The 25,524-nt window shown below is 42.5% G+C and carries 19 protein-coding genes and 6 pseudogenes; 19 read left to right on the forward strand and 6 right to left on the reverse strand.

The window, feature by feature from the left end; all coding sequences use genetic code 11:
- Positions 1-30: 30 nt before the first annotated feature.
- From LA360_RS15370 to LA360_RS15425, 11 genes and pseudogenes are all read left to right on the forward strand, one after another.
- The gene (locus LA360_RS15370) at positions 31-1,176 is read left to right on the forward strand and encodes a glycosyltransferase family 4 protein (RefSeq protein WP_160116341.1); all 1,146 of its coding nucleotides are present in this window, start codon (positions 31-33) and stop codon (positions 1,174-1,176) included.
- A gap of 65 nt (positions 1,177-1,241) precedes the next feature.
- The gene (gene tnpA, locus LA360_RS31935; protein ID WP_416822205.1) at positions 1,242-1,448 is read left to right on the forward strand and encodes an IS66 family insertion sequence element accessory protein TnpA; all 207 of its coding nucleotides are present in this window, start codon (positions 1,242-1,244) and stop codon (positions 1,446-1,448) included.
- A gap of 130 nt (positions 1,449-1,578) precedes the next feature.
- Positions 1,579-1,932: an IS66 family insertion sequence element accessory protein TnpB gene (tnpB, locus tag LA360_RS15375; RefSeq protein ID WP_112482195.1), complete on the forward strand. Its 354-nt coding sequence runs from the start codon at positions 1,579-1,581 to the stop codon at positions 1,930-1,932.
- Positions 1,933-2,258: 326 nt separating this feature from the next.
- Positions 2,259-3,502 (forward strand): annotated as a pseudogene (locus tag LA360_RS32155) (IS91 family transposase).
- A gap of 55 nt (positions 3,503-3,557) precedes the next feature.
- The gene (locus LA360_RS15395) at positions 3,558-3,743 is read left to right on the forward strand and encodes a hypothetical protein (RefSeq protein WP_225532691.1); all 186 of its coding nucleotides are present in this window, start codon (positions 3,558-3,560) and stop codon (positions 3,741-3,743) included.
- Between the two features lie 85 nt (positions 3,744-3,828).
- The gene (locus LA360_RS15400) at positions 3,829-4,815 is read left to right on the forward strand and encodes an IS66 family transposase (protein ID WP_225537554.1); all 987 of its coding nucleotides are present in this window, start codon (positions 3,829-3,831) and stop codon (positions 4,813-4,815) included.
- Between the two features lie 98 nt (positions 4,816-4,913).
- Complete coding sequence (gene istA, locus LA360_RS15405; protein ID WP_160116342.1) at positions 4,914-6,095, forward strand: IS21 family transposase; 1,182 nt, start codon at positions 4,914-4,916, stop codon at positions 6,093-6,095.
- 14 nt (positions 6,096-6,109) lie between these two features.
- A complete protein-coding gene (locus LA360_RS15410) occupies positions 6,110-6,526 on the forward strand; it encodes a hypothetical protein (protein ID WP_146774947.1) in 417 nt (138 codons plus the stop codon).
- Entirely contained in the window at positions 6,516-7,253 is a 738-nt protein-coding gene (locus LA360_RS15415; RefSeq protein ID WP_112482208.1) for an ATP-binding protein, read from the forward strand. The genes LA360_RS15410 and LA360_RS15415 overlap by 11 nt, the downstream gene beginning before the upstream one ends.
- Before the next feature lie 140 nt (positions 7,254-7,393).
- Positions 7,394-8,059 (forward strand): annotated as a pseudogene (gene tnpC, locus LA360_RS15420) (IS66 family transposase); the annotation flags it as partial.
- Positions 8,060-8,215: 156 nt separating this feature from the next.
- Positions 8,216-8,491, forward strand: coding sequence for a hypothetical protein (locus LA360_RS15425; RefSeq protein WP_002583244.1), 276 nt, complete (start codon positions 8,216-8,218; stop codon positions 8,489-8,491).
- Here LA360_RS15425 and LA360_RS15430 read toward each other — a convergent pair.
- The 3 genes from LA360_RS15430 to LA360_RS15440 all read right to left on the reverse strand — a co-directional run bounded on the left by LA360_RS15430 (position 8,488) and on the right by LA360_RS15440 (position 11,180).
- Complete coding sequence (locus LA360_RS15430) at positions 8,488-8,700, reverse strand: hypothetical protein (RefSeq protein WP_002583243.1); 213 nt, start codon at positions 8,698-8,700, stop codon at positions 8,488-8,490. The genes LA360_RS15425 and LA360_RS15430 overlap by 4 nt on opposite strands.
- A 45-nt stretch (positions 8,701-8,745) precedes the next feature.
- Complete coding sequence (locus tag LA360_RS15435; protein ID WP_173876956.1) at positions 8,746-9,951, reverse strand: IS256 family transposase; 1,206 nt, start codon at positions 9,949-9,951, stop codon at positions 8,746-8,748.
- Between the two features lie 254 nt (positions 9,952-10,205).
- Complete coding sequence (locus tag LA360_RS15440; protein WP_112482210.1) at positions 10,206-11,180, reverse strand: glycosyltransferase; 975 nt, start codon at positions 11,178-11,180, stop codon at positions 10,206-10,208.
- 686 nt (positions 11,181-11,866) lie between these two features.
- Between LA360_RS15440 and istA (LA360_RS15445) the strand changes: the two are divergent.
- The 3 genes and pseudogenes from istA (LA360_RS15445) to LA360_RS15455 all read left to right on the forward strand — a co-directional run bounded on the left by istA (LA360_RS15445) (position 11,867) and on the right by LA360_RS15455 (position 15,624).
- A pseudogene (gene istA / locus LA360_RS15445) lies at positions 11,867-13,367 on the forward strand (IS21 family transposase).
- A pseudogene (gene istB, locus LA360_RS15450) lies at positions 13,364-14,139 on the forward strand (IS21-like element helper ATPase IstB). Before istA (LA360_RS15445) ends, istB (LA360_RS15450) begins: the two co-directional pseudogenes overlap by 4 nt.
- A 201-nt stretch (positions 14,140-14,340) precedes the next feature.
- On the forward strand, positions 14,341-15,624 hold the full coding sequence (locus tag LA360_RS15455) for an IS630 family transposase (RefSeq protein ID WP_112482212.1): 1,284 nt from the start codon (positions 14,341-14,343) through the stop codon (positions 15,622-15,624).
- Positions 15,625-15,848: 224 nt separating this feature from the next.
- Here the strand turns inward: LA360_RS15455 and LA360_RS15460 are convergent, their stop codons facing one another.
- From LA360_RS15460 to LA360_RS15470, 3 genes are all read right to left on the reverse strand, one after another.
- Positions 15,849-18,947 (reverse strand): polysaccharide pyruvyl transferase family protein, encoded by a 3,099-nt coding sequence (locus LA360_RS15460; protein WP_160116343.1) that lies wholly within the window; start codon positions 18,945-18,947, stop codon positions 15,849-15,851.
- A 298-nt stretch (positions 18,948-19,245) separates the two neighbouring features.
- Positions 19,246-21,348 carry a glycosyltransferase gene (locus LA360_RS15465; RefSeq protein ID WP_112482216.1) on the reverse strand — a complete coding sequence of 701 codons (2,103 nt, stop codon included), beginning with the start codon at positions 21,346-21,348 and terminating at the stop codon, positions 19,246-19,248.
- A gap of 9 nt (positions 21,349-21,357) precedes the next feature.
- A complete protein-coding gene (locus LA360_RS15470) occupies positions 21,358-21,801 on the reverse strand; it encodes a hypothetical protein (protein WP_112482218.1) in 444 nt (147 codons plus the stop codon).
- A gap of 150 nt (positions 21,802-21,951) precedes the next feature.
- On the opposite strand from LA360_RS15470, the pseudogene istA (LA360_RS15475) reads away from it, so the two are divergent.
- From istA (LA360_RS15475) to LA360_RS15495, 5 genes and pseudogenes are all read left to right on the forward strand, one after another.
- Positions 21,952-23,073: pseudogene (gene istA / locus LA360_RS15475) on the forward strand (IS21 family transposase); the annotation flags it as partial.
- 6 nt (positions 23,074-23,079) lie between these two features.
- Positions 23,080-23,856, forward strand: a complete 777-nt coding sequence (gene istB, locus LA360_RS15480) for an IS21-like element helper ATPase IstB (protein ID WP_027643473.1) — start codon at positions 23,080-23,082, stop codon at positions 23,854-23,856.
- Positions 23,857-24,076: 220 nt separating this feature from the next.
- Positions 24,077-24,436, forward strand: a complete 360-nt coding sequence (locus tag LA360_RS15485) for a phage integrase N-terminal SAM-like domain-containing protein (RefSeq protein WP_225537556.1) — start codon at positions 24,077-24,079, stop codon at positions 24,434-24,436.
- Positions 24,424-24,936 carry a tyrosine-type recombinase/integrase gene (locus LA360_RS15490; protein WP_242997689.1) on the forward strand — a complete coding sequence of 171 codons (513 nt, stop codon included), beginning with the start codon at positions 24,424-24,426 and terminating at the stop codon, positions 24,934-24,936. The genes LA360_RS15485 and LA360_RS15490 overlap by 13 nt, the downstream gene beginning before the upstream one ends.
- Positions 24,929-25,408, forward strand: a pseudogene (locus tag LA360_RS15495) (IS91 family transposase); the annotation flags it as partial. The gene LA360_RS15490 and the pseudogene LA360_RS15495, both read left to right, overlap by 8 nt.
- Between the last annotated feature and the right edge of the window lie 116 nt (positions 25,409-25,524).

The following is a 25,524-nucleotide window of genomic DNA, read 5'->3' on the forward strand; positions in this document are numbered from 1 at the left end:
AGCAAAAATATGACAAATTTGGAGATTTCTATGAAACTGTTACAGATTACCCCTGAACCGCCCTCCTCAACGTCCGGAGGAGGAATTGGTGTCAAGCAGACCTTATTATCACTCGTGGACAATAATTACTCCGTGGACTACATCGGTCCTGAAATTGCAGATGAATCCCTGGCCTGGCTTTATGATAGAACTTACTACTTAATCCCCAGTAATAACATATTGCTAAGGATATTTGATACACTGTTCATGAATACAAACCGTCGCTATCGGTCATGGCTTAAACTGAGTATTGATTTTTCTGCATATGATGCAGTTATAATGGATTTTACTAAATTACATTATGTCCTTAAACGAATAAGAAATACGCCTTTGTTCGTTCGTGTACACAATGTAGAATATGATTATTCTCAAAACAATTACCGTCATAACCGAAATGTGTTTAATTTAATTGATGCCTGCTTTTCCAAGCCCCGTGAGCAGTTGATTGTCAATCAGGCCAATCATTTAATTGCCCTGACAGAAAAAGACAAAAATCGTTTGTGCCAATTATACCATATTCCATCTGAGAAAATAACTGTTATTCCGGTGTGCATTCCGCCCAAAAAAATATACTTGCCCTCATTTAATAACCAAAATCAGGCCCCACATCCATTGCGCATGCTGATAACCGGTTCACTGTGGTATGGTTCTAATTTTGAAGGAATATTATGGTTTATAGAAAATGTATACAGCCGATTATCGATTCCAAAGGAACTTTGTGTTGCTGGATCACATCCAACTCCTGAGTTTTTAGACTTTGTAAAGAAAATACCTTCAATTACAATAGTGAATACACCAGCAGATATGGCACCATATTTTTATAATGCCGAATTATACATTGCCCCTATCTTTGACGGCGCTGGCATGAAAGTCAAAGTTGCTGAAGCCATGTCCTATGCCCTGCCAGTAGTAGGAACAAGCCATGCATTTGAAGGCTATGTTATACAACATGGCAACAACTCATATATTGCAGATACTATAGACGCTTTTGAAAAAAGCATACTTGATTACTATCATCTTGATGAAAAGCAGCGTTATGATATGCGGCTTTCCTCTCTACAATTATTTCAATCTCATTACAGCCTGAAAAGAAGTGCTGATTTATTCGGGAAATTAATTGACCCTATGAGCGTTTAAACGTAAGTAGGTAATAATCAGTATCTGCAAATTTCCATCCACATTTGATAAGATAAGTTCAAATGATGGAGGTGATACCAATAAATACGAATGACAATGCAACCTCAAAGGCTGACCTTTGGGCAGACCGGATCCATGCTTTTCAGGAAAGCGGTTTATCCCGCAAAGAATGGTGTCAGCAGAATGGAATCCCACAGTCTACACTGGGTTACTGGATCCGAAAGCTCCAGTCAGAACCCGCTGAGACAGAAAGTGCTTCTGATCGAACATGACTCCATTTCAGTACAGCAGGTACAGGAAAACCTCCTGTGATGATCTGTCTCCCGGAAAATATCCGGATTGAAGTTGCTGCGGACTGTCCAGCCAGACTGTTGACTGCCCTTCTTCAGGCCTTAAAGAACTATGCTTGATTTTTCCGGAAGTACTACGGTCTATCTGGCATGTGGCTACACGGACCTCCGGAAGAGCTACACTGGTTTAGCGGCCATCATCAAACTGAAATTCCATCTCGATCCGTACTCCCGCTGTATGTTCGCGTTCTGCAATCGCAGGCGCACATTGATCAAGATCCTTCAGTGGGACGGGTCAGGGTTTTGGATCCTGATGAAACGGCTGGACCGCGATTCCTTCCATTGGCCTGACACACCGGATGAACTGCAGAAAGTTACGCTGAAAGAGATCCATTGGTTGTGCGATGGTTTATCCCTGAACCCCAGCGGCGCATTTGAAGAACGTCACACGAAGATCGTCATATGAGCCCGGATCCTGTCAATTCGCAAAAAGCCGAAAATCACTTTGTTTTGGGCGGATTTTCCTCCGTCCCGGAATGCAGTTTCCTATAGGAACGGAATGCTTTTTCTGGTATACTTTCTGGTAGAGATTTCAGAAAGTTGAGGCTGTGTTATGGATCCGCTTTTTACAGAGGAACAACTCAAGAAAGTGCCTTCGGCACCTCAACTCCCCTAGCCCCTCATTCATGAGGGGAATTAGGGCTTGTTTTTTGCGTCATTTTATTCCATAATAATCTCATGAATGTGATTCAGAAGATGCTCAGAGACTATTACGAAATCATTGAATACGATATAAAACCCAGACCTGTCGTCATGGAAAACATTGATAAGGTCATTAACTGCGGGGATCCTTCTTATGGTGGCGCCATGTATGGCTGTCCCCATTGCGGTAACCTCAAGTTCGTTCCTTTCCGCTGCCACTCCAAGTTTTGCCCCTCCTGCGGCGCTAAGTATTCCAATGACAGGTCTGCCGCTATGTCTTTTAAATTAATACTATAACTCGATTTTAATAAGTTTACATTATTATCCTGAAAACCAAGGGAAACGTGCGCCCAAAGCACGGACACGTAAGCCAAGAAATCAGATTACTACCAATGCTTAAATTGTAAGCTTATTTAAATCGAGTTATAATACAGTGTACCCATCGCCATCTCGTCTTCACCATTGACGAATCCCTCCGCCGCTTTTTCCTCGAAGACCGCACTCTGCTTAACTGCCTTTTCGAGGCTGTTTCTGATGTCATCAAAGAATATTTTTTCTCCCTGAACAAATCCAAAAACTTTGTCCCTGGGTTTATCTGTGTCCTTCATACCTTCGGTCGCCCTCTCGGTTGGAATCCACACATCCACTGTCTCCTTACCGAAGGCGGGTTTTCTGATGATGGTGTCTGGCGCAAGGTCACATATTTCAATTATTCCTACCTCCGTAAATCCTTTCAGACTGTTTTGTTAAATAAACTGGAAAAACGCATCGGTCCCTCTTTTAAAAAGATGAAAGCCGCCGTTTACCATAGGGACAGAAATGGATTCTACGTTTATGCCAAGCCCAATCTTTGCGACCCAAAATCCATTATTAAATATGTCAGCCGTTATCTTGGCCGCCCTGTCATTGCTCTTTCCAGGATTGATTCCTACGATGGGGAGATGGTGACTTTCCATTACAATAAGCATGAAGACAACTCTTTTGTAAAAAAGACTCTTCCCGCCATTGATTTCATTAAGCTGCTCATTCTGCATATACCTGAAAAAAACTTCAAGATGACCCGGTACTATGGGCTTTATGCCAGACACCGGGAGATTGACAATCAGCTCCATAAAGCAGTCCCAAAATCCAAACACAGGATTCTCCTCGATTTCAACACCTGGCGTAAGCTTTTCCTTCTTACCATGGGGTACGACCCCCTGCAATGCCCAAACTGCAGACATGAAATGGTCTTTCTAGAGCTGTACCATAAACATGAACGGGTTCCTCTGGATGAATTATACAAAAGGACAAGGATAAGGCATGGCCTTTATCCCCGGTCCCGCTCTGCTTGACTTTCTCTCCCATCTGCTTCATACTACATTTATTACAGATGGGAGGCGGTTGCAAATGAATCAAAGATATGTGGATGAACTCAGACAAAAATACATCAAAAATCCTCCAGAAGGAATGACACCCAAGCTGGTCAGAAATATGACCGATTCCGATTTATTGGATATGCATTACTTTTTAACTGAAGATGATGACCTTGACGATGATGGGTTAGAAGAAGGATTCTATATCAATCTTTTTTAATCACCGTCTATTTTCTATGTCCTGATTTAGCAGTGTTATCGGTTTACATAACTCGTTTTCAGTAAGGACTTTCCTAATATACAAGATGAGCAGGGAGGATATCATCTCCCTGATGAAAACCATGCAGGAGCATTATCAGAAACAGGAAACAAAGATCCAGATCCTCGAAGAAAAAACAAAGGAACTGGAATTCCTGAACGCGATGCTTTCTGACCGTCTGACTCTTGCGCAGCGGAAACAGTTTGGCCCATCCAGCGAAAAATATGCGGATGGCTATACGCAGCTGAACCTTTTTAACGAGGCAGAGCAGGAAGCAGATCCTGATGCGCCGGAGCCGGAAATGGAGGAGATCCATCCGTCTTCCTATAAAAGAAAGAAACGTTCCGGCAAAAAGGAGGAAGATCTTTCCGCCTTTGAGACAACGGAAGTAATTGAGTATAAGCTGACCGGCGCGGACCGAAACTGTCCGGACTGCAATACCAAATATAAAGTCGTGACAAAAGAGACGGTGAAGCGCCTGAAGTTTGTCCCTGCACGGTTTGAAGTGGCGGAGGAGGTCACCTATGTTTACAGCTGCCCGAAATGCGGGGCGATGAAACGTCCGGAAAAGGCGCCTTCCCTTCTCAAAGGCAGTGTGGCAACACCATCCCTGGTGGCAGGCATCATGAACGCAAAGTATGTGGGCGGCATGCCCCTTGCGCGTCAGGAACGGGAATTCGCCCGTTACGACCTGAACCTTTCCACAAAGACCATGGCGAATTGGATCATCCAGTGTGCGGACCGGTATCTGCAGCCGCTTTATGAACTGATGAAGGAAGAATTCCTCCGGAGCCGATACGCTCATGGGGATGAAACCCGTGTTCAGGTGATCGATGAGCCGGAACAGAAAGGTTCCGCCCAGAACTGGATGTGGGTCTATCTCACTGATGAATACAGCGGCTCACCCCGGATGGTCCTCTTCCAATACGAAAGAACCCGAGCCGGATATCATCCGGTGGAATTCCTTGGGGATTGCAGATTGCCAGCCCAAACGGCCACCTATGCCATATTCGGCGGCCAGCTTGTGACTTAAATGGCGGCCAGCCAGAGACGCATTAAACGGCCGAAATTTCCAGTTATAATATAAGCATCTCCTTCTCAAGGGGAAATATTATGACTGGAGGTTCAACTATGGACTACAAAAAGGTACTGAGACTTCACTTTGTAAATCATCTCAGTAGCCGCGAGATCGCCGAAAGCTGTGGCGACTGCGGCAAAACATCTGTTAACGAGTTCCTGAAGCGTTTCAGGGAAAGTCAGGAACTCTCGTATCCGCTGCCGGCGGATGTCACAAACGAATACATCGAGAGCTTGCTTTATAAAAAGCCTGGTGTATCGGCGGAGCAGCTTCTCTACCGGGATTTTGACAAGGAAGCGGTCTATAAGGCCCTGGCCCGCAAAGGGGAAACACTGAAACATCTGTGGCAAAAATACAATGCCATAGGTATTGTAGACGGAAAGAAGCCTATGAGTTATCGGCAGTACTGCAGACGTTACAGCGAATGGGCTGATTCCAAACAGCTGACCTTTCACATCCAGCGTTACCCCGGTGTCAACCTCGAACTGGACTATGCAGGAAAGCAACTTTACCTGCACAATCGGCGGAACCCGGAAGAGACCACAAAGGTCACGGTCTTTATCGCTGCCCTTACCTACAGTGATTACTTTTACGCCGAAGGCATGACCGAATGCGATATCCGGAACTGGATCCGGGTGAACAATAATGCGCTGGCCTATTTTGGCGGCGTGACCCCGACTGTCACTCCGGACAACTGTAAAGTAGCGGTTGCCCGGAACAAGGACTGGATCAGCCCTGTCCTAAATAAAGATTTCCAGGCATGGGCAGAACACAACGATACGGTTTTAACTCCGGCCAAAGTAAAATCGCCCCGCTGGAAGCCAGTCGTGGAAGGCCACGTAAAGATCGTTACCATGCATATCCTCGTAGACATGGAGGATATGGTTTTTTATTCACTGGATGACTTAAACCGCGTTCTGATGGAAAAGGTGGCAGCCGAGAACAGAAGACCCTTTCAAGGGCTCACCTACTCCCGGTATGATCTCTTTGAAACAGAAGAGAAGGAGACCCTTCTGCCCCTTCCGACCAACCGCTTTGAATACCTTGAACGTAAGACGGTTAAAGTAGCACAGGATTTCTCCTTCACCTTCGACAAGGTCCATTATAGCATGCCCCGAAAATATCTGCGACAGGAACTTAAAATCCAGGCAGGTGAAAAAGAAATCTATGTTTATAACAAACACGGCGACCTCATCCGGACGCATAAGCGCAGCTATCACCGAAGGCCTGGGTGATTATTCCGACGGATATGCCAGCCGAATACAAAGACTATGGTTATTGGAATGTACCTTATTTCCAGCAAAAAGCGTCTGCCATCGGCCCCAGCACCCGCGCTTTGATTGATGCAGTCATCCGAAAATACGCTTATCCGGTGCAGGCATTCCGAAGCTGCTTTGGTATTCTGCAGTATGCGGAAAAATACTCACCAGAAGCCCTGGAACGCTGCTGTAAAGACGCAGTTTTGGCTGGAAAATGCAACTATTCCTATATCTGCAATACGGTCTCTGCCTATCACAAGGAGCCACTGCAGAATCCGTCACCACAGAGCAAACGCAAAGAAGACGCTGCAACAACCATTTCCGGCACTTACAAAGATGATGACAGCAAGTATTCCCTTAGGAACCTGCTGAAGCGTCAGGAAACGGAGGCCGATAATGAAGACTGAGACTAATGATATCTATGAGATGTTGGACACACTTTCACTGCCAGTGGCTGCCCAGCGCTTTACAGAACTGTCCAAGGGTCCTGAATTCGGCAACTATACCGCTTTACAGTTCATCCGTGAGGTTCTGGAACCTCAGTACATAGAAACCATCAATAAGCGATTTGAAACAAATCTGCGGCTCAGCAGTCTGGTCAACAAAGGCGCTGCAGCCGAGAACCTGAAAACCGGTAACGGGCGTATCTATAATGATGTCACTGTTGATCAGGTTCTGAAATTCCACTTTGCTGAGAACCGGCAAAACGTCGGGATCTATGGAGTGACTGGCGCAGGCAAGTCCTACTTTCTGTCTGCCTGTTGTGTAGAAGCATGTCGGCGCAATTACCGCTGTAAGTTTGTAGACTACAGCGATCTGCTGGATGAACTGATTGTCCTCAACCGTCAGGAAGATCTGAGCAAGTACCGTAAAAGGATTAAGTACTATGCACGGATCCAGCTTCTGTTCATTGATGACTTCGCCATCAGCCGGTATTCGGAGGAAGGGATCAAGATCCTGTACCATCTCATAAAACTTCGGGATGACCTTGGTACCTCCACCCTCTTCAGCTGTCAGTATTCTCCAGATGAGTGGGGGAACCAGCTGAGTGACGAAAAGGAATGCTACGGCAAGCTTGATGGAATCAGACGCCGGCTGACTACAGGATTTACTGTATTCATTGAGAAAGCATAGCCTTCTGAGACAACTATCAATGCTGATCAGCAGGGTAGGATACTCTCTGCTCTGCTGATCCTCAAAACTGACCGTTTAATATGGCCCTGACTGGCCGGGAAATGCGGCCCTGATGGCCGCAGAAAGTGGCCGTCTGCAGGGATCAGTTCCAGGGATATTTCACCTGCGATGGATACCAGGCATACCACAGCCTTCCGGAAAGGATCGCCGTGACAGGATGCATGGCCCATGCGAGGCGCAGATTTGATGAATCCCTGACCGTTTTGAAAAAGGACTTTACCAAAGAGCAGCTGAAGGAAACAACCGCATATCAGGCAATGGCACGGATCGGGATGTTCTATAAGATCGAAGAGATGATCCGTGACAAGTCACCGGAAGAAAGGTATGAAGAGCGTCAAAAGCAGGCAAAGCCGCTTTTAGAGGCTTTCTTTGAGTGGCTTCATACCCTGGAGGATGCTGTGGACAGATCTTCTAAGATCGGAGAGGCGGTCCTGTATACGCTGAACCAGGAAACCTATCTGAAAAGGTATCTGGAAGATGGCCATCTGAGTATTGACAATCTAGCTGCAGAGCGGGCACTGAAAAATTTTGCCATAGGGAGACGCAACTGGCTGTTTGCCAAAAGCATCCGCGGGGCACAGGCCAGTGCGACTGTGTACAGCATCACAGAAACTGCGCTTCTGAATGGACTGAAGCCATACAACTATCTCACATATGTGATGGAAAAGATAAAAGATCTCGGTGCGTTTCCGGCAAAGGAAGAAATGCTGGAGCTTCTCCCAGAGAGTATGAAAAAAAGTCTGTAAATTGAGATCTTCTATGATAAGTTAATGAGAAAGGTAGGTGGATGTCGTGACCACCTACCTTTACTATACGGATGCTTTTGGATTCTGTCAAGATGTATTGGAAAATCCCATCAAATTATGGTACACTTCTTACAGGAAAACATCAGGAGGTGTGCCATGAAGCTAAAAACAGACGATCCCTTTGTACCTGAAGATATCAGGGCAAAGATCAATGGACTGCAGTCCCTGCTGGATCATGCAGCCGACTTATACAGTGATATCTATAGCTGGTATGACAGTGAACTGAAATCCTATGACCCGAAAGCCACCGCAGACGATGAACTGTTTGACCCTGGCACAGGGACTGTTGTGGAGGGGATCGATTACCTGTCTATCATGGAATCCCTGTCAGAGCTGCAGACAGCCAACGAATGTAAAATGCAGAGGGATTAACCTTGTGTCCCATCGGCCTGGCCTCTGGCGATGTCTTCCCGTATCAGGGCCTTGATGGCCCCTTGGACGGAAGTGTCCCTGCCATATTTGTGCTGTCTGACCCAGGCCAGGATATCTGCATCTGTCTTCATATTCAGTTTTAACTTCACCTGTACAGTATTATAGCTGTCGTACCTGTCCTGAGCATCGTATTTTGAAAATCCATACATGGAAAGCTCCTTTCCGGATAGGTGTACACCTATGCCTGTGCGCTCTTATTCCGGCAGTCTGCCTTCGTACATAATGGACAGTTCCCCATAGACCTGCCCCCAGTTGCGGATGGGCATGGTCCACTTCTTCGTCGCCTCGAACGTGGCCAGGTACAGAGCCTTTAAGAGCGCCGTGCTGCCCGGGAACACGCTCCGCTGGCGGTTGAGCTTCCGGTAGGTAGAGTTGAGGCTCTCGATCGCGTTGGTAGTATAGATCACCTTCCTGACCTCCATGGAAAACTTGAAGATGGGGGATACCACATCCCAGTTGTCATGCCAGCGTTTCATTGAGTTGGGGTACTTTGGCGTCCACTTTTCCGTCACCTTCTCCAGCGCCTCCAGCGCCTTTTCCTCGTTTGCGGCATGGTAGATGGTTTTCAGGTCCGTGGCAAATGCTTTCCGGTCCTTGTCGGAGACGTATTTCAGCGTGTTCCGTACCATATGTACGATGCAGCGCTGCTGCTCCGTCTTCGGGAATGCCGCCGTTATGGCTTCCTTAATGCCCGTGAGCCCGTCCGAGCAGAGAATGAGGATATCCTTCACACCGCGGTTCTTCAACTCGTTCAGAACGCAGAGCCAGTACTTGGAGCTTTCATTCTCCCCGATCTGTATGCTCAGGACTTCCTTTTTACCTTCCAGCGTAAGGCCGAGGATGACATAGGCGGCAAGCTTGCGGATTACCCCGTCCTCCCGCACGGAATAATGGATTGCGTCGATGTAGACCACGGGATAGACTTCCTCCAGCGGGCGGTTCTGCCAGTCTTCAATCTGCGGCAGTATCTTGTCCGTCACGTCCGAGATGAACCCTTCCGAAGCCTCAAAACCATAAATGTCCATCAAGGTATCCGAGATTTGGCGGGTTGTCATGCCTTTTGCATACATGGATATGATCTTCTGGTCAATGCCGGAAATGTCCTTCTGGCGCTTTCTTACCACCTGGGGTTCAAACGTGGACTTCCTGTCCTGGGGCACCTGGATGTCCATGCTCCCGAAGCTGCTGTTGATCCGCTTGGGCTTGTAGCCATTGCGGTAATCATCCGAATCCGACCGTTCTGACCTCCCATAGCCGAGATGCTCATCCATCTCCGCTTCCATCATCTCCTTCAGGGTGCTCCCCAGCAGGTCTTTGAGGGCTTCCTGGATATCCTCCGCAGTCTGGATGTCATACTCTTCCAGGAGCTGATGGACGATGTTCCTTTTCCCCTCCGTCATGACTACTTTGTGTACGGGCTGTTTTTCTCTTCTTGCCATAATAATAGGCCTCCTTATGATAATAGATTTTATCATAGAAGACCTAATGCTTAATAGCTATTTACAGAAAAACTTTCATACTCTCTTCTCCCATGGTCCTCCAATCTGCCTGATGATTGCCGCAGCAAACTTAAAAAGTAAAAGACAGATCCTCCCCCGGTAAGTGCTGGGGGATTTCTTATTTTGTCAAGATACGGATTATTACTTACTTACGTTTAAACGCCCATAGGGTCCTTTTTACTTATCCACTCTCTGTATTGCACTGGATCCAGCGTCTTTCCCCGACGGTTTTTCAAACCATCCACAACAGCCATATTTAAAATCTTCAGACGGACTTTATGATATCCTTTATACTTGGGCTTAATCGCTGCTGCAATCATTAGCTTAAATATCTTTAATGTCATAATAGAATATGCTATCATCCTAATTATTACATTATTTTTAAATTCACGAATCAAAAAATATTTATTACGAATTGAATAATACTCCTTCCACCATGCATCCGGCGCCATATAATTATTACACAGGGGCGGATCCTGGTGTTCTATTATCGCGCCTCTAACCACATATACCCCAAATTTTCTGGAAACACGATATGTATATTCAGTATCATCTCCATAAATAAACAAACTGCCGTCAGCAATCCCTACCGTCTCCACTGCTTTCCGTGAAAACAATGGACCTACAAATGCATTGGCATCTACCTGAACAACATCCTCTAACTCTTCATACTTATGCACAATCTGCCTTTCATTTAGCATCCATCCTTCCAACCTCTTGTGGTGGTAAAACTGATACTCCCTCAAATCAATTCCGTAAATAAGGGGGCACATTCCTCCTACATTTGGAAACTTCTTCTGACAATTAAGCAGTTGCTCCAGACAGTCGGGGCATGGATATGCATCATCATCCATAATCCAATACCAATCTGCATCATAACAATCCCTAGCGGCTTTCATTCCTGCCTCAAACCCACCTGCTCCACCGGTATTTTCTGAAAGCCAAAGAACATCGATACAGTCATATTTATCTGCATATTGTCTAAGGGTTTCTTTCTCTATAAGTCCACTATTATTATCTATAACCAGTATTTTATAAACAGGTACCGTCTGCTCACGTAAAGACTCCAAACATCTAAATAATGTGCCTGTCCGATTATAGGTTACTGTAATTGCCACTATTCTTTCCATAATTACCTCAAAATGAGCCTATCACATTCAATGTTTCCTGTACAAATATCTCATGCGTCCTCATTAATTGATATCCAGCACTAATACTATTTTCAGTATAGAAGATACTGTTTTTATACTTATAATAACATTTTTAGGCGTCCTCTGTCTTCTGAACAAATTCATTATCATTCTCTCTCTTTAAACAGGAAATTTCATCTCTCACCCTTCCATAAAACACATAAATATACGCTATATGATTATTCAAATGGGCATCCATCACTTATTAAATTCGATATATATTTGTCATTGTATTCTCTTGAGTTTCACCCAATCCCCATATGCACTGAACCAACAATAATAAAAAGAGCCATAATTTAAAGTTTCTTCGATGTATTAAGCATATAATTTACTACCATCTTCTTCCAATGCCTCAAACGAAGAATCTGGATATTTCATAAGAATAGCATAACCACAAGTAATTAAATTACCAGCAAAATTTACTACTTTATTTTGTTCACTGACTAATTTACTAATTATTCCGGGGCTCTTTGAGCCACCTGTGCGGACTTTGAGAGCCGCCGTTCCGGAGAATGGGAGCCACAGATTCCGGTAATTCAGAGCCACTTTTGGCTCTGTTACATATAGTTTCCTTTATACTGTAGATACACACTTTGGTGTGAATACAGATAAAGGAGGTCACCATTATGACCCAGTATCGTGAAATCCTTCGCTTAAAAAGCCTGGGATTCAGTGACCGGAACATCGCCCATAGTTGCGGCGTGTCTCGAAATACTGTCGCTAAAGTCACCAAAAAGGCTGTGGAAATTAATCTTTCCTGGCCATTGGATTTTGACATGACCGACAGGGCTCTTGAGGAACTTTTGTTTCCTAAGGATAAGTCAGCCACCAATCGACGGATTCCTGACTTTGACTACATCCGTAAAGAATTGTTACGGAACGGAGTCAACAAAAAGCTCCTCTGGGTGGAATACTGTGAGGAATGCCGTATGAACGGCGAAGAACCACTCATGTATTCCCAGTTCTGCCATTACATCCAAAAGGATGAGGAAAAACGCAGAGCAACCATGCATATCCAGCGGAAACCTGGTGAACAGATCGAAGTTGACTGGGCGGGAGATCCTGCCCACATCATTGATCCGGATACCGGTGAGATAACGGATGCATGGGTTTTCGTAGGAGTTCTGACCTACAGTCAGTATGCGTTTGTAAAAGCATACATGGATGAAAAGACAAACAACTGGATCAAAGCACATATCCAGATGTTTGAGTTTTTCGGCGGCGTTACACCAATGCTTGTCTCAGATAACTGCACAACTGCAGTGAATCATACAAAAAGCGATTGGTATACAACTGCTTTGAATACCACATACCACGAGATGGCGGAGCATTATAATCTTGCCATTGTTCCGGCGAGAGTCCGGAAACCCAAGGATAAACCAAATGTTGAAGGATCTGTTGGAAAAATATCCACATGGATCACAGCAGCCCTTCGAAATGAACAGTTTTTCTCTTTGTCAGAGCTAAATGTTGCAATCAGAGAAAAACTGGATGCCTATAACGCTCGTAAGTTCCAGAAAAAGGAATGCAGCAGGCTGAGTTTATTTCTTGGGGAAGAAATGCCATTACTGGCTCCGCTGCCTGCTACACCCTTTGAACTTGCCGAGTGGAAACAAGCCACCGTGCAGTTCAGCTATCACATCGCAGTAGAGAAGATGTTCTACTCCGTGCCTTATCAGTATATCAAAAATAAGGTCGATGTGCGTATAACAGATACAACGATTGAAATTTTTCATAATCACAATAGGATCGCCTCCCACCGCAGGCTCTATGGCCGAAGCGGTCAGTATTCTACTATTACGGAACATATACCGCAGGATCACCAGATACACAAGTAAGGTTGTCGATGGAATCCTTACCTCCGGCAGGGTTGAACAGCAGTCCTACAGAAGCTGTATGGGACTGTTAAGGTTGGCTGAAAAGTATTCGCCGGCAAAACTGGAACAGGCATGCACAAAGGCACTTGCCTATTCTGGAAAGCCCAGCTATAAAAGTATAAATAACCTGCTTGCTACCATGAAGGGCGAACCTGATCTCACAGCAGATGATACCGCTGCATCTAAGGCAGAAGCAAAACCGCATGGCATTACCAGAGGAGCCAGATACTATGGAGGTAAAAAATCATGACAAATCAAAGTACACTCGACAAACTTATTGAAATGCGTCTTACTTCTATGGCAGATGCATTTCGTATCCAGATGGATGACAGCAGCATGAAGGATGTTCCTTTTGAAGACCGTTTCGGTATGCTGGTCGATGTTGAATACAGCAGCCGAAAGAATAACCGTCTGAAAAGGCTGATTCGTTCAGCAGAACTGGAACAGCGCGATGCCAGTATTGCAGCAATCGACTATCAGTCCGGACGCAAGCTGAATAAAGCACTTATCAGCAGACTGGCAACCTGTGAATACATCACAGAATACCGGAACATCTTTATTACCGGAGCAACCGGAAGCGGCAAAACTTACATTGCCTGTGCCTTTGGCATGGAAGCCTGCAAGCATTATTATTCAGTAAAGTATGTGCGCCTCCCGGATTTATTACTGGACTTACAGGCGGCCAGGGATAACAGCACATTTGGTGCTGTTCTGAAAAAATACACCAAGCCAGCATTACTGATTTTGGATGAATGGCTGCTGCTGAAACTGACTGAAGCTGAAGCCAGAAACCTGTTTGAACTGATACATAAGAGGCGCAAAAATCCTCTACGATCTTTTGCTCTCAGTTCCGTGAGAACGAATGGTATCAGCAGATCTGCAGCGGTGAAAGTACACTTGCAGATGCCATCATGGATCGTATACCCTACGATTCATACAAAATCGATATTGAAAGCATCGATCCGACCAAAGATCTCTCAATGAGAAAAGTATATGGCCTGGATCCGGCACAAGCTAAGTAACAAAAGCAGGGGGCTCCGTTAGTCCGGACAGGTGGCTCTCGCCACTCCGGACTGGCGGCTCCGCCGCACCGTAATATTCATAATTTACTTTGTGATCTTGGAGCGCTATTTTATTTCTAGTATAAATGTTTTTAAATAACTTTATGTTATTCCTCTTTTATGGTATACTCTTATTTATACCAAATCCGGAGGAAAGAACTTATGCCTAAAAACGCAAATTCAATTTCGCTTACTGATGACGAGTTGCGATATCTGACATCAGTCACTCAAAAAGGAACGGTTCAGGCCAGAGTTTATAAAAGAGCAAAAATACTTCTCTTAAAATCCCAGAGGCTTTCCAATGAGTTTATTGCGGAGAAACTGGACATCACAGTTCCTACGGTTCGCCTCTGCCTGCAAAAATTTATGGAATCCGGGGTAGCGGCAGCTCTGGAAGATTCCCACGGGCGGGGACGAAAAGCGGAAATATTTGATGATTCCAAAGCCTGGGTAGTAAATATTGCCTGCCAAAAACCAACCGCTTTTGGCCTTGCCGCCGAACTATGGTATCCTGCCAGCCTGACAAAGTATGTAAATTCCGTTGCCCAAGCCCAGGGATATCCGCGTATGGCGACAGCGTCCGTAAGCAGTATAAGAAAGATTCTCCGGGAGGCACAGCTCAATCCCCATAAGATTACCTATTACTGTGAAAAACCGGATCCTGACTTTGACAAAAAAATGCATGATGTCCTTGTTATCTATAAGCAATTGGAACTCTGTTTTGACAAAACTGGCAATTTTATCCCATTTGCGGAGGGAGAGACAGCTGTCCATACATTATCTTATGATGAAAAGCCAGGGATTCAGGCAATCGCAACCACTTCAGAAGACAGGCCGCCTGTCCCGGAGGGAGAAAATTTGTCTACAGTTATGAGGGACTACGAATATAAGCGTTTAGGGACATTGTCCTTGCTGGCGGCCATTGACCTACTTACAGGAGAAGCGGTTCCGCTGGTGAGTGAAACGCATAAAAGCAGTGATTTTGTGTCATTTTTAAAACTCCTGGATGAAAAATACCCCAAAGGGGACAAAATCCGTCTTATATTGGACAACCATTCCGCCCATACCTCCAGGGAGACCCAGGAATATCTGAATGGGATACACAACCGATTTGAGTTTGTATTTACCCCAACTCATAGATCATGGCTGAACATGGTGGAAGGATTTTTCAGCAAAATGACACGCCAAATGCTGTCAGGAATCCGTGTAGACTCCAAGGATATGTTGAAGGAGCGGATCTATCAATACTTTAATGAGGTCAACGCGGTGCCGGTGCCATACAAATGGAAATACAAAATGGACACGATTCATCTTGAGAATGAGGACATAAACGCGATCATATATGAAGTTGTAAACGCAAAAGCCGCAAGTCCAGAGAATCAAGGTAAGCGTGCGCCTATTCCAACAAAACGAAAAAGGAAAGGCCAAAAACAAGCTGAATCATAAAGCTATTTAATGTTAACTATACTAGTATAACTCGATTTTAATAAGTTTACATTATTATCCTGAAAACCAAGGGAAACGTGCGCCCAAAGCACGAACACGTAAGCCAAGAAATCAGATTACTACCAACGCTTAAATTGTAAGCTTATTTAAATCGAGTTATACTAGGTATACTCAAAACATGCAAAAAAGCCCATAAATCTCGAAATATACAAGTTTTTAAAATTTTAAACTATTTTATTTTTGGATTTTAAGATGTTTAAAAATTTATTAATAATTTTTTTGCACCCAGAATCTAACCTAAAAAATGAAGAACCTTTCAACTTGTTTATTTCTTTTTTCATTTGTTCTATGTCGTTATCACACATTTGCTCTGTTTGTGTTGCCAGAAAATTATATCTTTTCTGCATACATTCAATTTCATGTTGCATTTGATTCAAACGTTCATCTTGTGCCTTTTCCCAATCAAATAATATTGGAAATTCGTCTCTCATTTGATTTAAACGCTCATCTTGTGCCGTTTGCCATTCATATAATATTTTTATATCAGATTGTACTTGTCTTATCTCTTCTTCTATTTTATCATATTTGTCATGAAAAAGCCGTTCTTGCTCCAAGACAATGTCATATAACGTATACTCCTCTTTAAAACCATTAACACCAGCCAATGATTTTTCTAACCACTGAATACTTTCTTCCCTTTTTGCTGCTAAAATATAATTTAATTCATTATAATTAATAGGTTCTTTAAAAAATTCGTTGGATAATAAATCATTTTTATTTTCAATCATTCGATGTTCTAGTCCAAGCAATTTAAGTATAGAAAGTATTCTTGTTGCACCTCTCCATTGCCACTTATTATAAACAACGCAGAATTGTCTCTGGAATATTAAAGCAAAGCATACCCCATGAAATGAATCTGTAATAAAGAAATCAGAGTTTGCTATTGTTGCTAACCATTCTTCATTTTTAACATTTTTCAATGTCTCTATTGACCATTGAAAATCCCCATTAGGATAACCATCTGTATCTATTACTGCCAATGCATTTCCGGAACACTTTTTTTCGGCCAATTCTTTAATTAAATCCGCTCTGTCTTGAGTTGGATCTAATATATAAGCACCAACATAGTGTTCATTTGGCAAACGAAGTTTCCCTATTCGCGCCATATTTTCGTAGAGACTTTTATCGCAAAGAAAAACGGGATCTAAAACCCATTTTGCGTCGATATCAAAAACATCTTTAGCTAAAGAAACTCCCGACTCTTCCCGCACTGAAAATTTTTGAAATCGTTTTAAAAAAAATTTTGCTTTCTCACATAATTCTTTATTTCCCTCAAACTGCTCTGTTCCAAAGGAAGCAGCATAAGCGATTTTATACTTATTGGATTTCACCCAATCCAAACAAGAATAAAAATTCATATTTTCTATAAAATGAGCTCTTACTAACTGATCCGAAGCCAATACAAAACATCCACATTTATCATTCAGGTCCACCATTGCATATTTATCTTTATACACAGGAGCAATATCGCATCTTTGATATGGGTTCTTCAAAAAGAGCTCTAGCCTATCATCATATTTACAAAAATTACAATCACCAGCTTTATCAATCATTAAAACCGTAAAGCCTCTATCTGTTAAATATTGATACAAGGCATAATTAGTTAAATTATTTCCAATATTGTGATTGAACAAACATACAATTCCAATATCGTGCTCTCCAGATAAGGCTAACTTAACAGATTCGTTAAAAGTCTTCTTCTGCAACAGTCTAAGAAAATATGAATAATTTTTATTCCTATTTCTACCTTCACCATGAAATCTGTTTCCTTTATTTAATGCCCATTCCAATGGAACATTTTCATATCTTGCAAATAATCTGCATGCTTGCGTCCAATATGTTTGTGCCTTAATACTGTTAACCAAGACAATACTTGTCCCCATTTTGTCATTCCATGAAGAATCATGCATATCAATTCCCCAGAAATCACCAATTGTGAAATCCCCCTGCCTAGGGAAGTCAGCATATCTACAATTTTCGCATGTATCATTTCTTCCCAGAATATTCTGGAAGGCTTGTTGATACCAATCTTTCTCATATGACGGATACAATACCTCTCCACATTTTAGTTCTACTCTATATCCAGTGGAAGACCATCCTTGTTTTTTATCTCTAAATATAATATTACTTACATTATCAATTCCATAATTTTCATCTAAGTAATTTCTAAATAAAACATTTGACGGTGCATAAAAACAGAGAAGATCAATGGTTAACAGCTTATCATTCAAATAACTTTCGCCCAAATACGACTTCAGTCCAGCAACCTGGCATGGAAAGCCAAAAAAGGCCACCTGTATATTCTGTTCTAATAATGCCTTAACCTGGCTATACGACTTCTTTATATTACTTTGTACGTATTTAGAATTTCTCAATATTTCAATATCGTTTAAATTGTTAGTGCCGACATATTCACAATAAAAATCCTCGCTCCACTTCGCACCAAATACCCATCCACCTTTTTCTATAATATCTTGAGCAATTATTGAAAAAAAGCCACCTGACGAAGAAATCATTCTTGTTTTTTCATCCGCCCATACTGCATAACATTCCGGATTAGTAAAATGATTATTTTTCTTTACTGTTACTGCCGGGCATACACCAACGCACTTATTACATTTAATACACGTATCTCTATTTACAAATGGTTTCAAGAATCCGTTTGAATCATAGCACATTTTAATGGCATTAGATGGACAAATATTATAACATGCCCCACATCCTGTACAATTAATATTTTCTTTCAAAACAGAAGGTTCTACTTTTTCGAAGCATGCTATCAAGGTCCAATTATCCGCAAATGCATTGCTTCTCTTGGTCATTATAAATCCTAATTTACCAAGTTCATTTATTATATCAACAGAATAGAAACGCGATTGTTTAAATTTTTCTTTACCTTTATAGGAAATTATTATCTTTCTGTAATGTATTGACAATTGCTCCAAAAACCATAATGGATTATTCAAATTTTCCATAACATCTGTACATACAGCAATTTCCGCATCGTAATCCGGAAACTGATATTCATTCATATCAGCTATTATATCAGTATTCCCATGGACAATTGAATAGTAATGAATTACATTAGGTAAGATGCGATTAAGCCGCCTGTCCTTAATGCTGAAATCCACAATTAATCTATTATTATTATTATCTATAAGCCCTAATATTGCAATAATTTGTTTATACCACATTTGTTCTTCTGTAGCTAAAGATAATTGACCATCTCCCCCATTAATTACTTCATAACTTTTTTTTTCCATATTTGTTTCCATCACTTTCACTTATTGCCCAAAATTTAAAAAAGGTACTAGTATAACTCGATTTAAATAAGCTTACAATTTAAGCGTTGGTAGTAATCTGATTTCTTGGCTTACGTGTTCGTGCTTTGGGCGCACGTTTCCCTTGGTTTTCAGGATAATAATGTAAACTTATTAAAATCGAGTTATACTAGCATTGAACAATCCTCATCAAAAACTCTTATAATAAAAATACACAATGCATAATAAAACAATGGAAAGTTAAACGGATATAATATGTCTCCGTTTAGGCTATAACATATTATATTGCTTCACATATCTCATCTATTATCTCATCACTATTTCCCTGTGTTATAAGAAATTCTAATGCCCCAGATGTCAATCCCATATCATTTAAACTAAGGTAATCCATAGCAACTCCATCCGGCCAAAACATTGAATGTTCTGTATAAAAAACTACTTTCTTGCATTTTGATGAAGAAATAATATCGCTTAAACCGCTTCTTATACCTATGTATGCTCCTGCTTTATCTAAAAATTGAATTATAGAGGAATAGGGAATAAAAATGCCTTGAGTGCCAACTACCGGAATCTCATCTTTCCCACAATTGGTACATATAGTATATCCCTTCTTTTGTAACCTATCCACTATGTTCTCCCAAAAATTGGCCGGGAAACTGTCTACGCAAGTAGCATACGGTGCTAAAAGAACAGTTTTTCCACATTTCAAATTATATTTTTTAAATAATATTTCTACCTCATCTGCTTTATCCGCAAGACAAGGTCCAATCAATTTGGCATCTTCAGGAAGATTCATACCCTTAAATCTATAAAAATCCATCATATTCCATCCGTGCCGTCCTTGAATAGCCCAGGTAATCTGCAAATAATCTGACATATTATCAAAATGGCAAAAATAATAGAAATCAATATTTTCTTTACCTACAAATGTACGAAGTTTTCTCAAACGTTCGTGTGTTGACATATCAATCTGGAGAATATGTCCTTCATATATTTGTGGAAATAAAGATTCTGCGACTTTTTTTTCATTTTTTCCTACCACTAAAAAACAATAATCTTTAACTTCATTCCTTTCAATCCATTCCTTGAGCAAAAGTGAGACTTGGTATATATCACCGGTTCCCAATGCTGCGCATGATACTAAAACAGTTTTTTCTCCAACTTGTTTTTTTATTTTTTTGTAGTCTGAATACCCTTTAAAAATATATTTGTAATAAAAATATATCATTCTACAGAATGTTGAATGTTCTTTCCAGTATTCCCATTTTATTATCCTGCAAATACTCTTCTTAAGCCATCTATTTATCCGTTTAACTGTTTTTCTTAACCCAAAACACTCATAATATTCTTTTATGGAATGAATTCTGTTTGGAATATAGTATATTTTTCTTCCGACTTTATATTCTTTATGTTCAAAGACTTGGCTTGTGTCAATAGAACTCAATGAATACTCTAAATATTCAATAAAATTCTCTCCTAAAAAATCATTAACATTTTTGATATACTCTTCATAAGTCTTCCTATCATATCGTATTGTCATCGCACTGTCATATAATAAAGAACAATAGCGCTTAAGATATTCATATGTATATTCAGGAAATAATTCTAACTTTCTCCAATATCCCTCAATTATCTGAGCCATTCTTAAATTTTGATTAGCTCGTTTAACATATTGCCTCACAATTTTATCTGTCGCACTACTCGGCCTATTCCTTTGATAATGATATAATTTATTTGGAATATAAGAGATTGTCTGTGCTAAGGGATAGATATAAAACAAAAAGGCCTCATCTTCCCCTAATGCCAATGATTCCTCATATTTTATATCATTTGATACAATAAGTTCTTTCTTATAAACTTTATTCCATATTAATGGATAACTCCCCGTCTCATACATTAAAGCATTAATACTTTTTCCTTCATAAAAGGCTTTTCTAGTATTTAAATTTTGCTTAAAATAAATAAATGCATTATCCAGATACTCATCTTCTTCATGCCAATCTTTACTCATAAAAACATTGCCGCCAAAAACAATTATATCACTTGCATTTTTTTTGATTTCCTCAGAAAGTATGCTACATGCATCTTTATCAATCCAATCGTCTGAATCAATGAACCAGATATAATCACCCTTAGCCAATTCTATTCCCTTATTCCGAGTATATGACACACCATGGTTCTCATGGCTATAGCATTTTACTCTGGAATCCTTTTTTTCATAGGATTTCACTACGTTTAAGCTATCGTCTTTAGAACCATCATTTATACATATAACTTCAAAATCATCATATGTCTGAGCTAATATACTATCCAAACATAATGGAATATCTTTCTCGACATTATATATAGGTACTATAATAGAAAATAAAACATTATTGTTCATCTCATACTCCTAATCATCAATTCCATATACTCCACTTAAAAAGAGTTCCTTTTCTGTAGTTCCATTTTTTCCTATCATAGTTTCCCCAGCTCTTACGCTAGGTTGATAGATAGAAGCCACAACAATATTGTAATAAAACGGAAACAATGAGTATAATTTGACAATATTCTCTATCTGTTTATCTGGACAATATATAACATCAATGATATATTCATTTTTTTCTATTTTCACAGACTCACTCTTCGTGACAACAAAAACAGCATTTGATTGGTGCCGACTATCTAACAAAGCTTTAATATAATCTCGGGCATATGCTGTACAATTACCATTGTCCCCTGGGCAAAAAACGAACATTGTTTGAGGTGTGATTACACCCTTCCTCTTAATATTTTTCCAACATTTCCATCCTACCACACATTGGCAGAAATCTTTTAATAAATTTATTTTTTCCATTTTTCTTTTCCATTCATATAATAGATAAATTATGTCTTTATCTGTATTATATTTCTTATTAAAAGTATCCCGATTTTTCTGGCTAAATTAATTGTACCAAGCCGCTAGCGCGGCGGCTAGCCCTAAGTACGTGAAACCACGACTTTGTTCATAAAATGGGCAGGAGATCCTGCCACCGTCATTGATCCGGATACGGGCGAGATACTGAAAGCCTATATCTTTGTCGGAGTCATGACGTACAGCCAGTATGCATACGTCGAAGCGTTCCTTGACATGAAGCAGAAATCATGGATCAATGCCCATGTCCATATGTACGAATACTTCGGCGGCGTTGCCAAAATCTTAGTGCCGGATAACTGCAAGACTGCCGTTATCCACAATGGCGGCTGGAAAGGCCAGCAGATCAACGAAACGTATCAGGAAATGGCAGAGCATTATGGGATTGCGATTATTCCCGCACGTGTCAGAGCTCCCAAGGACAAGCCGAATGCGGAAGGAACCGTAGGTATGATATCTACATGGATCACTGCAGCACTTCGGGATGAACAGTTCTTCTCCCTCGCTGAATTGAACCGTGCTATCAGTGATAAGCTTACACTGTTTAACCGGAAGCTCTTTCAAAAGAAAGAGGGCAGCCGGCTCAGCTTGTTTCTTGAGGAAGAAAAACCATTGTTGTCGCCATTGCCCGCTACCCGCTTTGAACTGGCAGACTGGAAACAGGCTACCGTCCAGTTCAATTATCACATAAGTATAGAAAAAATGCTATACTCTGTGCCGTATGAATACATCAAAAAAACGGTTGATGTACGGGTAACGGAACATACGATTGAAATTTTCTACAACCATAAACGCATTGCTTCCCACCGCCGCCTTACGGGGCGTCCCGGGCAGTACAGCACCATCACGGAGCATATGCCGCAGGATCACCAGAAATATCTGGAATGGAACGGCGACCGCTTCCGTCAGTGGGCTGAGCGGATTGGCATAAACACGTACACTGTGGTAAATGCGATACTTACCTCCAAAAGTGTGGAACAACAGACCTACCGGGGCTGTATGGGGCTTCTGAAACTGGCTGAGAAATATTCAGCCCGTCGTCTGGAAGCGGCCTGCCAAAAGGCTCTATCCTATACGGCATCCCCAAGTTACAAGAGCATCAAAAACATTCTCGTAACAGGTTCCGACCAGACCGGCTCATCCGGCGAGGATTCCACAACCACTCAACCAAAAGCACACGGCATTACGCGTGGTGCCGACTACTACAGGAGGTAAAACTATATGACCAATCAGAGTACGATTGATAAATTAATGGAAATGCGCCTTACCGCAATGGCAGATGCATTCCGCAGCCAACAGGATGATCCCAAGCTAAAAACAGTACCGTTTGAGGATCGTTTCGGCATGCTGGTTGATATCGAATTCAGCAGCCGGAAGAACAACCGCTTAAAGAGGCTGATCAAAAATGCCGGATTCGACCAGCCGGATGCAAGTATCATGGATATCAATTACACATCCGGGCGCAAGTTGAACAAGGAGCTCATACGCCGTCTTGCCACCTGCGAATATATCACTGAACACCGGAACCTGTTCATCACCGGTGCAACAGGCTGCGGCAAGACCTACATGGCTTGTGCGTTCGGCATGGAGGCCTGTAAGCAGTACTTCAATACCCGATACGTCCGCCTCCCCGATCTGCTCATCGACTTGGAGCTGGCTCGGACTGACGGCACTTATAAGAAGGTAATGGCAAAATATGCCACCCCCTTGGTATTGATCCTTGATGAGTGGCTCCTGCTGAAGCCGACGGAGGCAGAACAACGTGATATCTTCGAACTCCTGCACAGGAGGCGGAAGAAATCATCCACCATCTTCTGCTCCCAGTATGAGCGTTCCGAGTGGTATGACCAGCTTGGTGGGGATGCAAGCCCTCTTGCCGATGCCATCATAGACCGTATTGCTCACGACAGCTATGTTATCAACATCACCAGCATCGATCCTGAAAAAGACAGATCAATGCGTGAGGTGTATGGATTAGATAAGAACCTACGCGAGTAAACTCGCAAGAGATGATTTCCGTCTTCCGGTTATCTGATTTCCAGATTTCCGGAAGCGCGATTTCATCGCGCAAGAATAATCAACCGCCAACTGCTATGATTAGTTTACCATGGTTTTTTAATCTCAACAACTACATATCAAAAAATTTTTATCGTCCGCCTCCTGAGAAAAGATTGTTTTCATGTCTTTCCATCATTTATTACGAAGGAGGTCCCACATTATGGACGATTATTTAAAGCAATTCAGGGAGATGATCTCCCTCCGCGGTCTTACCGACCACACGGTTATGTCTTATTCTACCTACATCCGTGTCTATCTGGACTATCTTGCTAACATTCTCCACAAACTGCCGGAAGATGTTTCCTGGGTGGAGCTACGCGATTTTATCCGCTGGCTCCAGAAAGAGAAAAATCTTTCTGACCGAACGATAAACGCTGCCATCTCCCAGCTCCGTTTCTTTACCATTTACGTATTACATAAGCCCTGGGACAGCTCCCATCGCGCAGGTTTGATACGTATCTCCCATTTGTCCCTTCGCAGGAGGATGTCTGGAAATTTATATCTACCATGCCCGACCTGAAACAGAAGACTATGACTGCCGTCATGTATTCCTCCGGCCTGCGTATCGGGGAAGTCTGCCATCTCCGTTATGAGGATATCGACCGGAAAAATATGCGCATCCATATCTGCCATTCCAAAGCCCGTCAGGACCGTTTCGCGATCCTTTCCAAAGTTGCGCTGGATCTGCTCACACAGTACTGGTTTGCTTATGGGAAGCCGATGGGCTGGCTTTTTCCAAAACAGCGTGGCGCAGATAAGCCAATCGACACTTTTTATCTCTCCTGGCATATCCATGAGCACGAGCGCAGGCTTGGATGGGAGGAGCGCCTCACCTGCCATTCCTTCCGACACGCTTTTGGCACCCACCTTTACGAGAACGGCACGGATCTTCTGACCATAAAAGCCCTCCTTGGACACAGGTCCCTGAATTCCACCACGATTTATGTGCACCTCGCCTCTAACGGCACAGTTCATGCCGTCAGCCCCCTTGACCGGATGGGAGGTGGCACCCTTGGGTGATCTCAATGTCCAGAAAATCTGGCAGTTTTCATATGGCAGTTACTGTGATTCCGGACAGCCCCAGTCGGATGTCCAGCGCAAGGCTTCCCTTGCCATCCTGAACTGCAAATCCGGAAGGCTCGGCGTCAATGTCTCCATCTGCCCTGACTGCGGGCATATGGAGTTCCACAACTGTTCCTGCCGCAACCGTAACTGCCCCAACTGCCAGGCTGTGCAAAAAGAGCTCTGGGTGGACAAACGCCGGGCCGAGGTGATCGATGCTCCCTACTTCCATGTGGTATTCACACTGCCGCATGAACTCAATCCCCTCATTTACTGCAACCAGGAGCGCCTTTATGGGCTCCTCCACAAATGCTGTGCGCAGACGCTCTTGGAATTGTCCGCTGATAAAAAGTACCTTGGCGCAACACCCGGGATCATCCAGATCCTTCATACCTGGAACCAGGAGATCGGTTACCATGTGCATATGCATAATGACAAGCGGAATATTATGACAAGGAAAGTAGTATTTTCCTGATAAACAGGGACTTTTTCAGTTGCTTTCCTTTACATAATTTAATGTTTCAAAGAGTTTAACCAGTTCGTGAG

Origin of the sequence: Enterocloster clostridioformis (assembly GCF_020297485.1) — a bacterium.
GTDB classification, from domain to species: Bacteria; Bacillota; Clostridia; order Lachnospirales; family Lachnospiraceae; genus Enterocloster; species Enterocloster clostridioformis.

What these genes read in the sequence shown, in the direction of transcription:
- LA360_RS15370 (WP_160116341.1), top strand. Translation starts at nt 31, where the DNA reads ATGAAACTGTTACAGATTACCCCTGAACCGCCCTCCTCAACGTCCGGA.
- tnpB (WP_112482195.1), top strand. Translation starts at nt 1,579, where the DNA reads ATGCTTGATTTTTCCGGAAGTACTACGGTCTATCTGGCATGTGGCTAC.
- LA360_RS15415 (WP_112482208.1), top strand. Translation starts at nt 6,516, where the DNA reads ATGAAGACTGAGACTAATGATATCTATGAGATGTTGGACACACTTTCA.
- LA360_RS15435 (WP_173876956.1), bottom strand. Translation starts at nt 9,951, where the DNA reads ATGACGGAGGGGAAAAGGAACATCGTCCATCAGCTCCTGGAAGAGTAT.
- istA (WP_160116342.1), top strand. Translation starts at nt 4,914, where the DNA reads ATGGACTACAAAAAGGTACTGAGACTTCACTTTGTAAATCATCTCAGT.
- LA360_RS15455 (WP_112482212.1), top strand. Translation starts at nt 14,341, where the DNA reads ATGCCTAAAAACGCAAATTCAATTTCGCTTACTGATGACGAGTTGCGA.
- LA360_RS15430 (WP_002583243.1), bottom strand. Translation starts at nt 8,700, where the DNA reads ATGTATGGATTTTCAAAATACGATGCTCAGGACAGGTACGACAGCTAT.
- tnpA (WP_416822205.1), top strand. Translation starts at nt 1,242, where the DNA reads ATGGAGGTGATACCAATAAATACGAATGACAATGCAACCTCAAAGGCT.
- LA360_RS15400 (WP_225537554.1), top strand. Translation starts at nt 3,829, where the DNA reads ATGAGCAGGGAGGATATCATCTCCCTGATGAAAACCATGCAGGAGCAT.
- LA360_RS15440 (WP_112482210.1), bottom strand. Translation starts at nt 11,180, where the DNA reads ATGGAAAGAATAGTGGCAATTACAGTAACCTATAATCGGACAGGCACA.
- LA360_RS15395 (WP_225532691.1), top strand. Translation starts at nt 3,558, where the DNA reads ATGAATCAAAGATATGTGGATGAACTCAGACAAAAATACATCAAAAAT.
- LA360_RS15425 (WP_002583244.1), top strand. Translation starts at nt 8,216, where the DNA reads ATGAAGCTAAAAACAGACGATCCCTTTGTACCTGAAGATATCAGGGCA.
- istB (WP_027643473.1), top strand. Translation starts at nt 23,080, where the DNA reads ATGACCAATCAGAGTACGATTGATAAATTAATGGAAATGCGCCTTACC.
- LA360_RS15410 (WP_146774947.1), top strand. Translation starts at nt 6,110, where the DNA reads ATGCCAGCCGAATACAAAGACTATGGTTATTGGAATGTACCTTATTTC.
- LA360_RS15485 (WP_225537556.1), top strand. Translation starts at nt 24,077, where the DNA reads ATGGACGATTATTTAAAGCAATTCAGGGAGATGATCTCCCTCCGCGGT.
- LA360_RS15490 (WP_242997689.1), top strand. Translation starts at nt 24,424, where the DNA reads ATGCCCGACCTGAAACAGAAGACTATGACTGCCGTCATGTATTCCTCC.
- LA360_RS15470 (WP_112482218.1), bottom strand. Translation starts at nt 21,801, where the DNA reads ATGGAAAAAATAAATTTATTAAAAGATTTCTGCCAATGTGTGGTAGGA.
- LA360_RS15460 (WP_160116343.1), bottom strand. Translation starts at nt 18,947, where the DNA reads ATGGAAAAAAAAAGTTATGAAGTAATTAATGGGGGAGATGGTCAATTA.
- LA360_RS15465 (WP_112482216.1), bottom strand. Translation starts at nt 21,348, where the DNA reads ATGAACAATAATGTTTTATTTTCTATTATAGTACCTATATATAATGTC.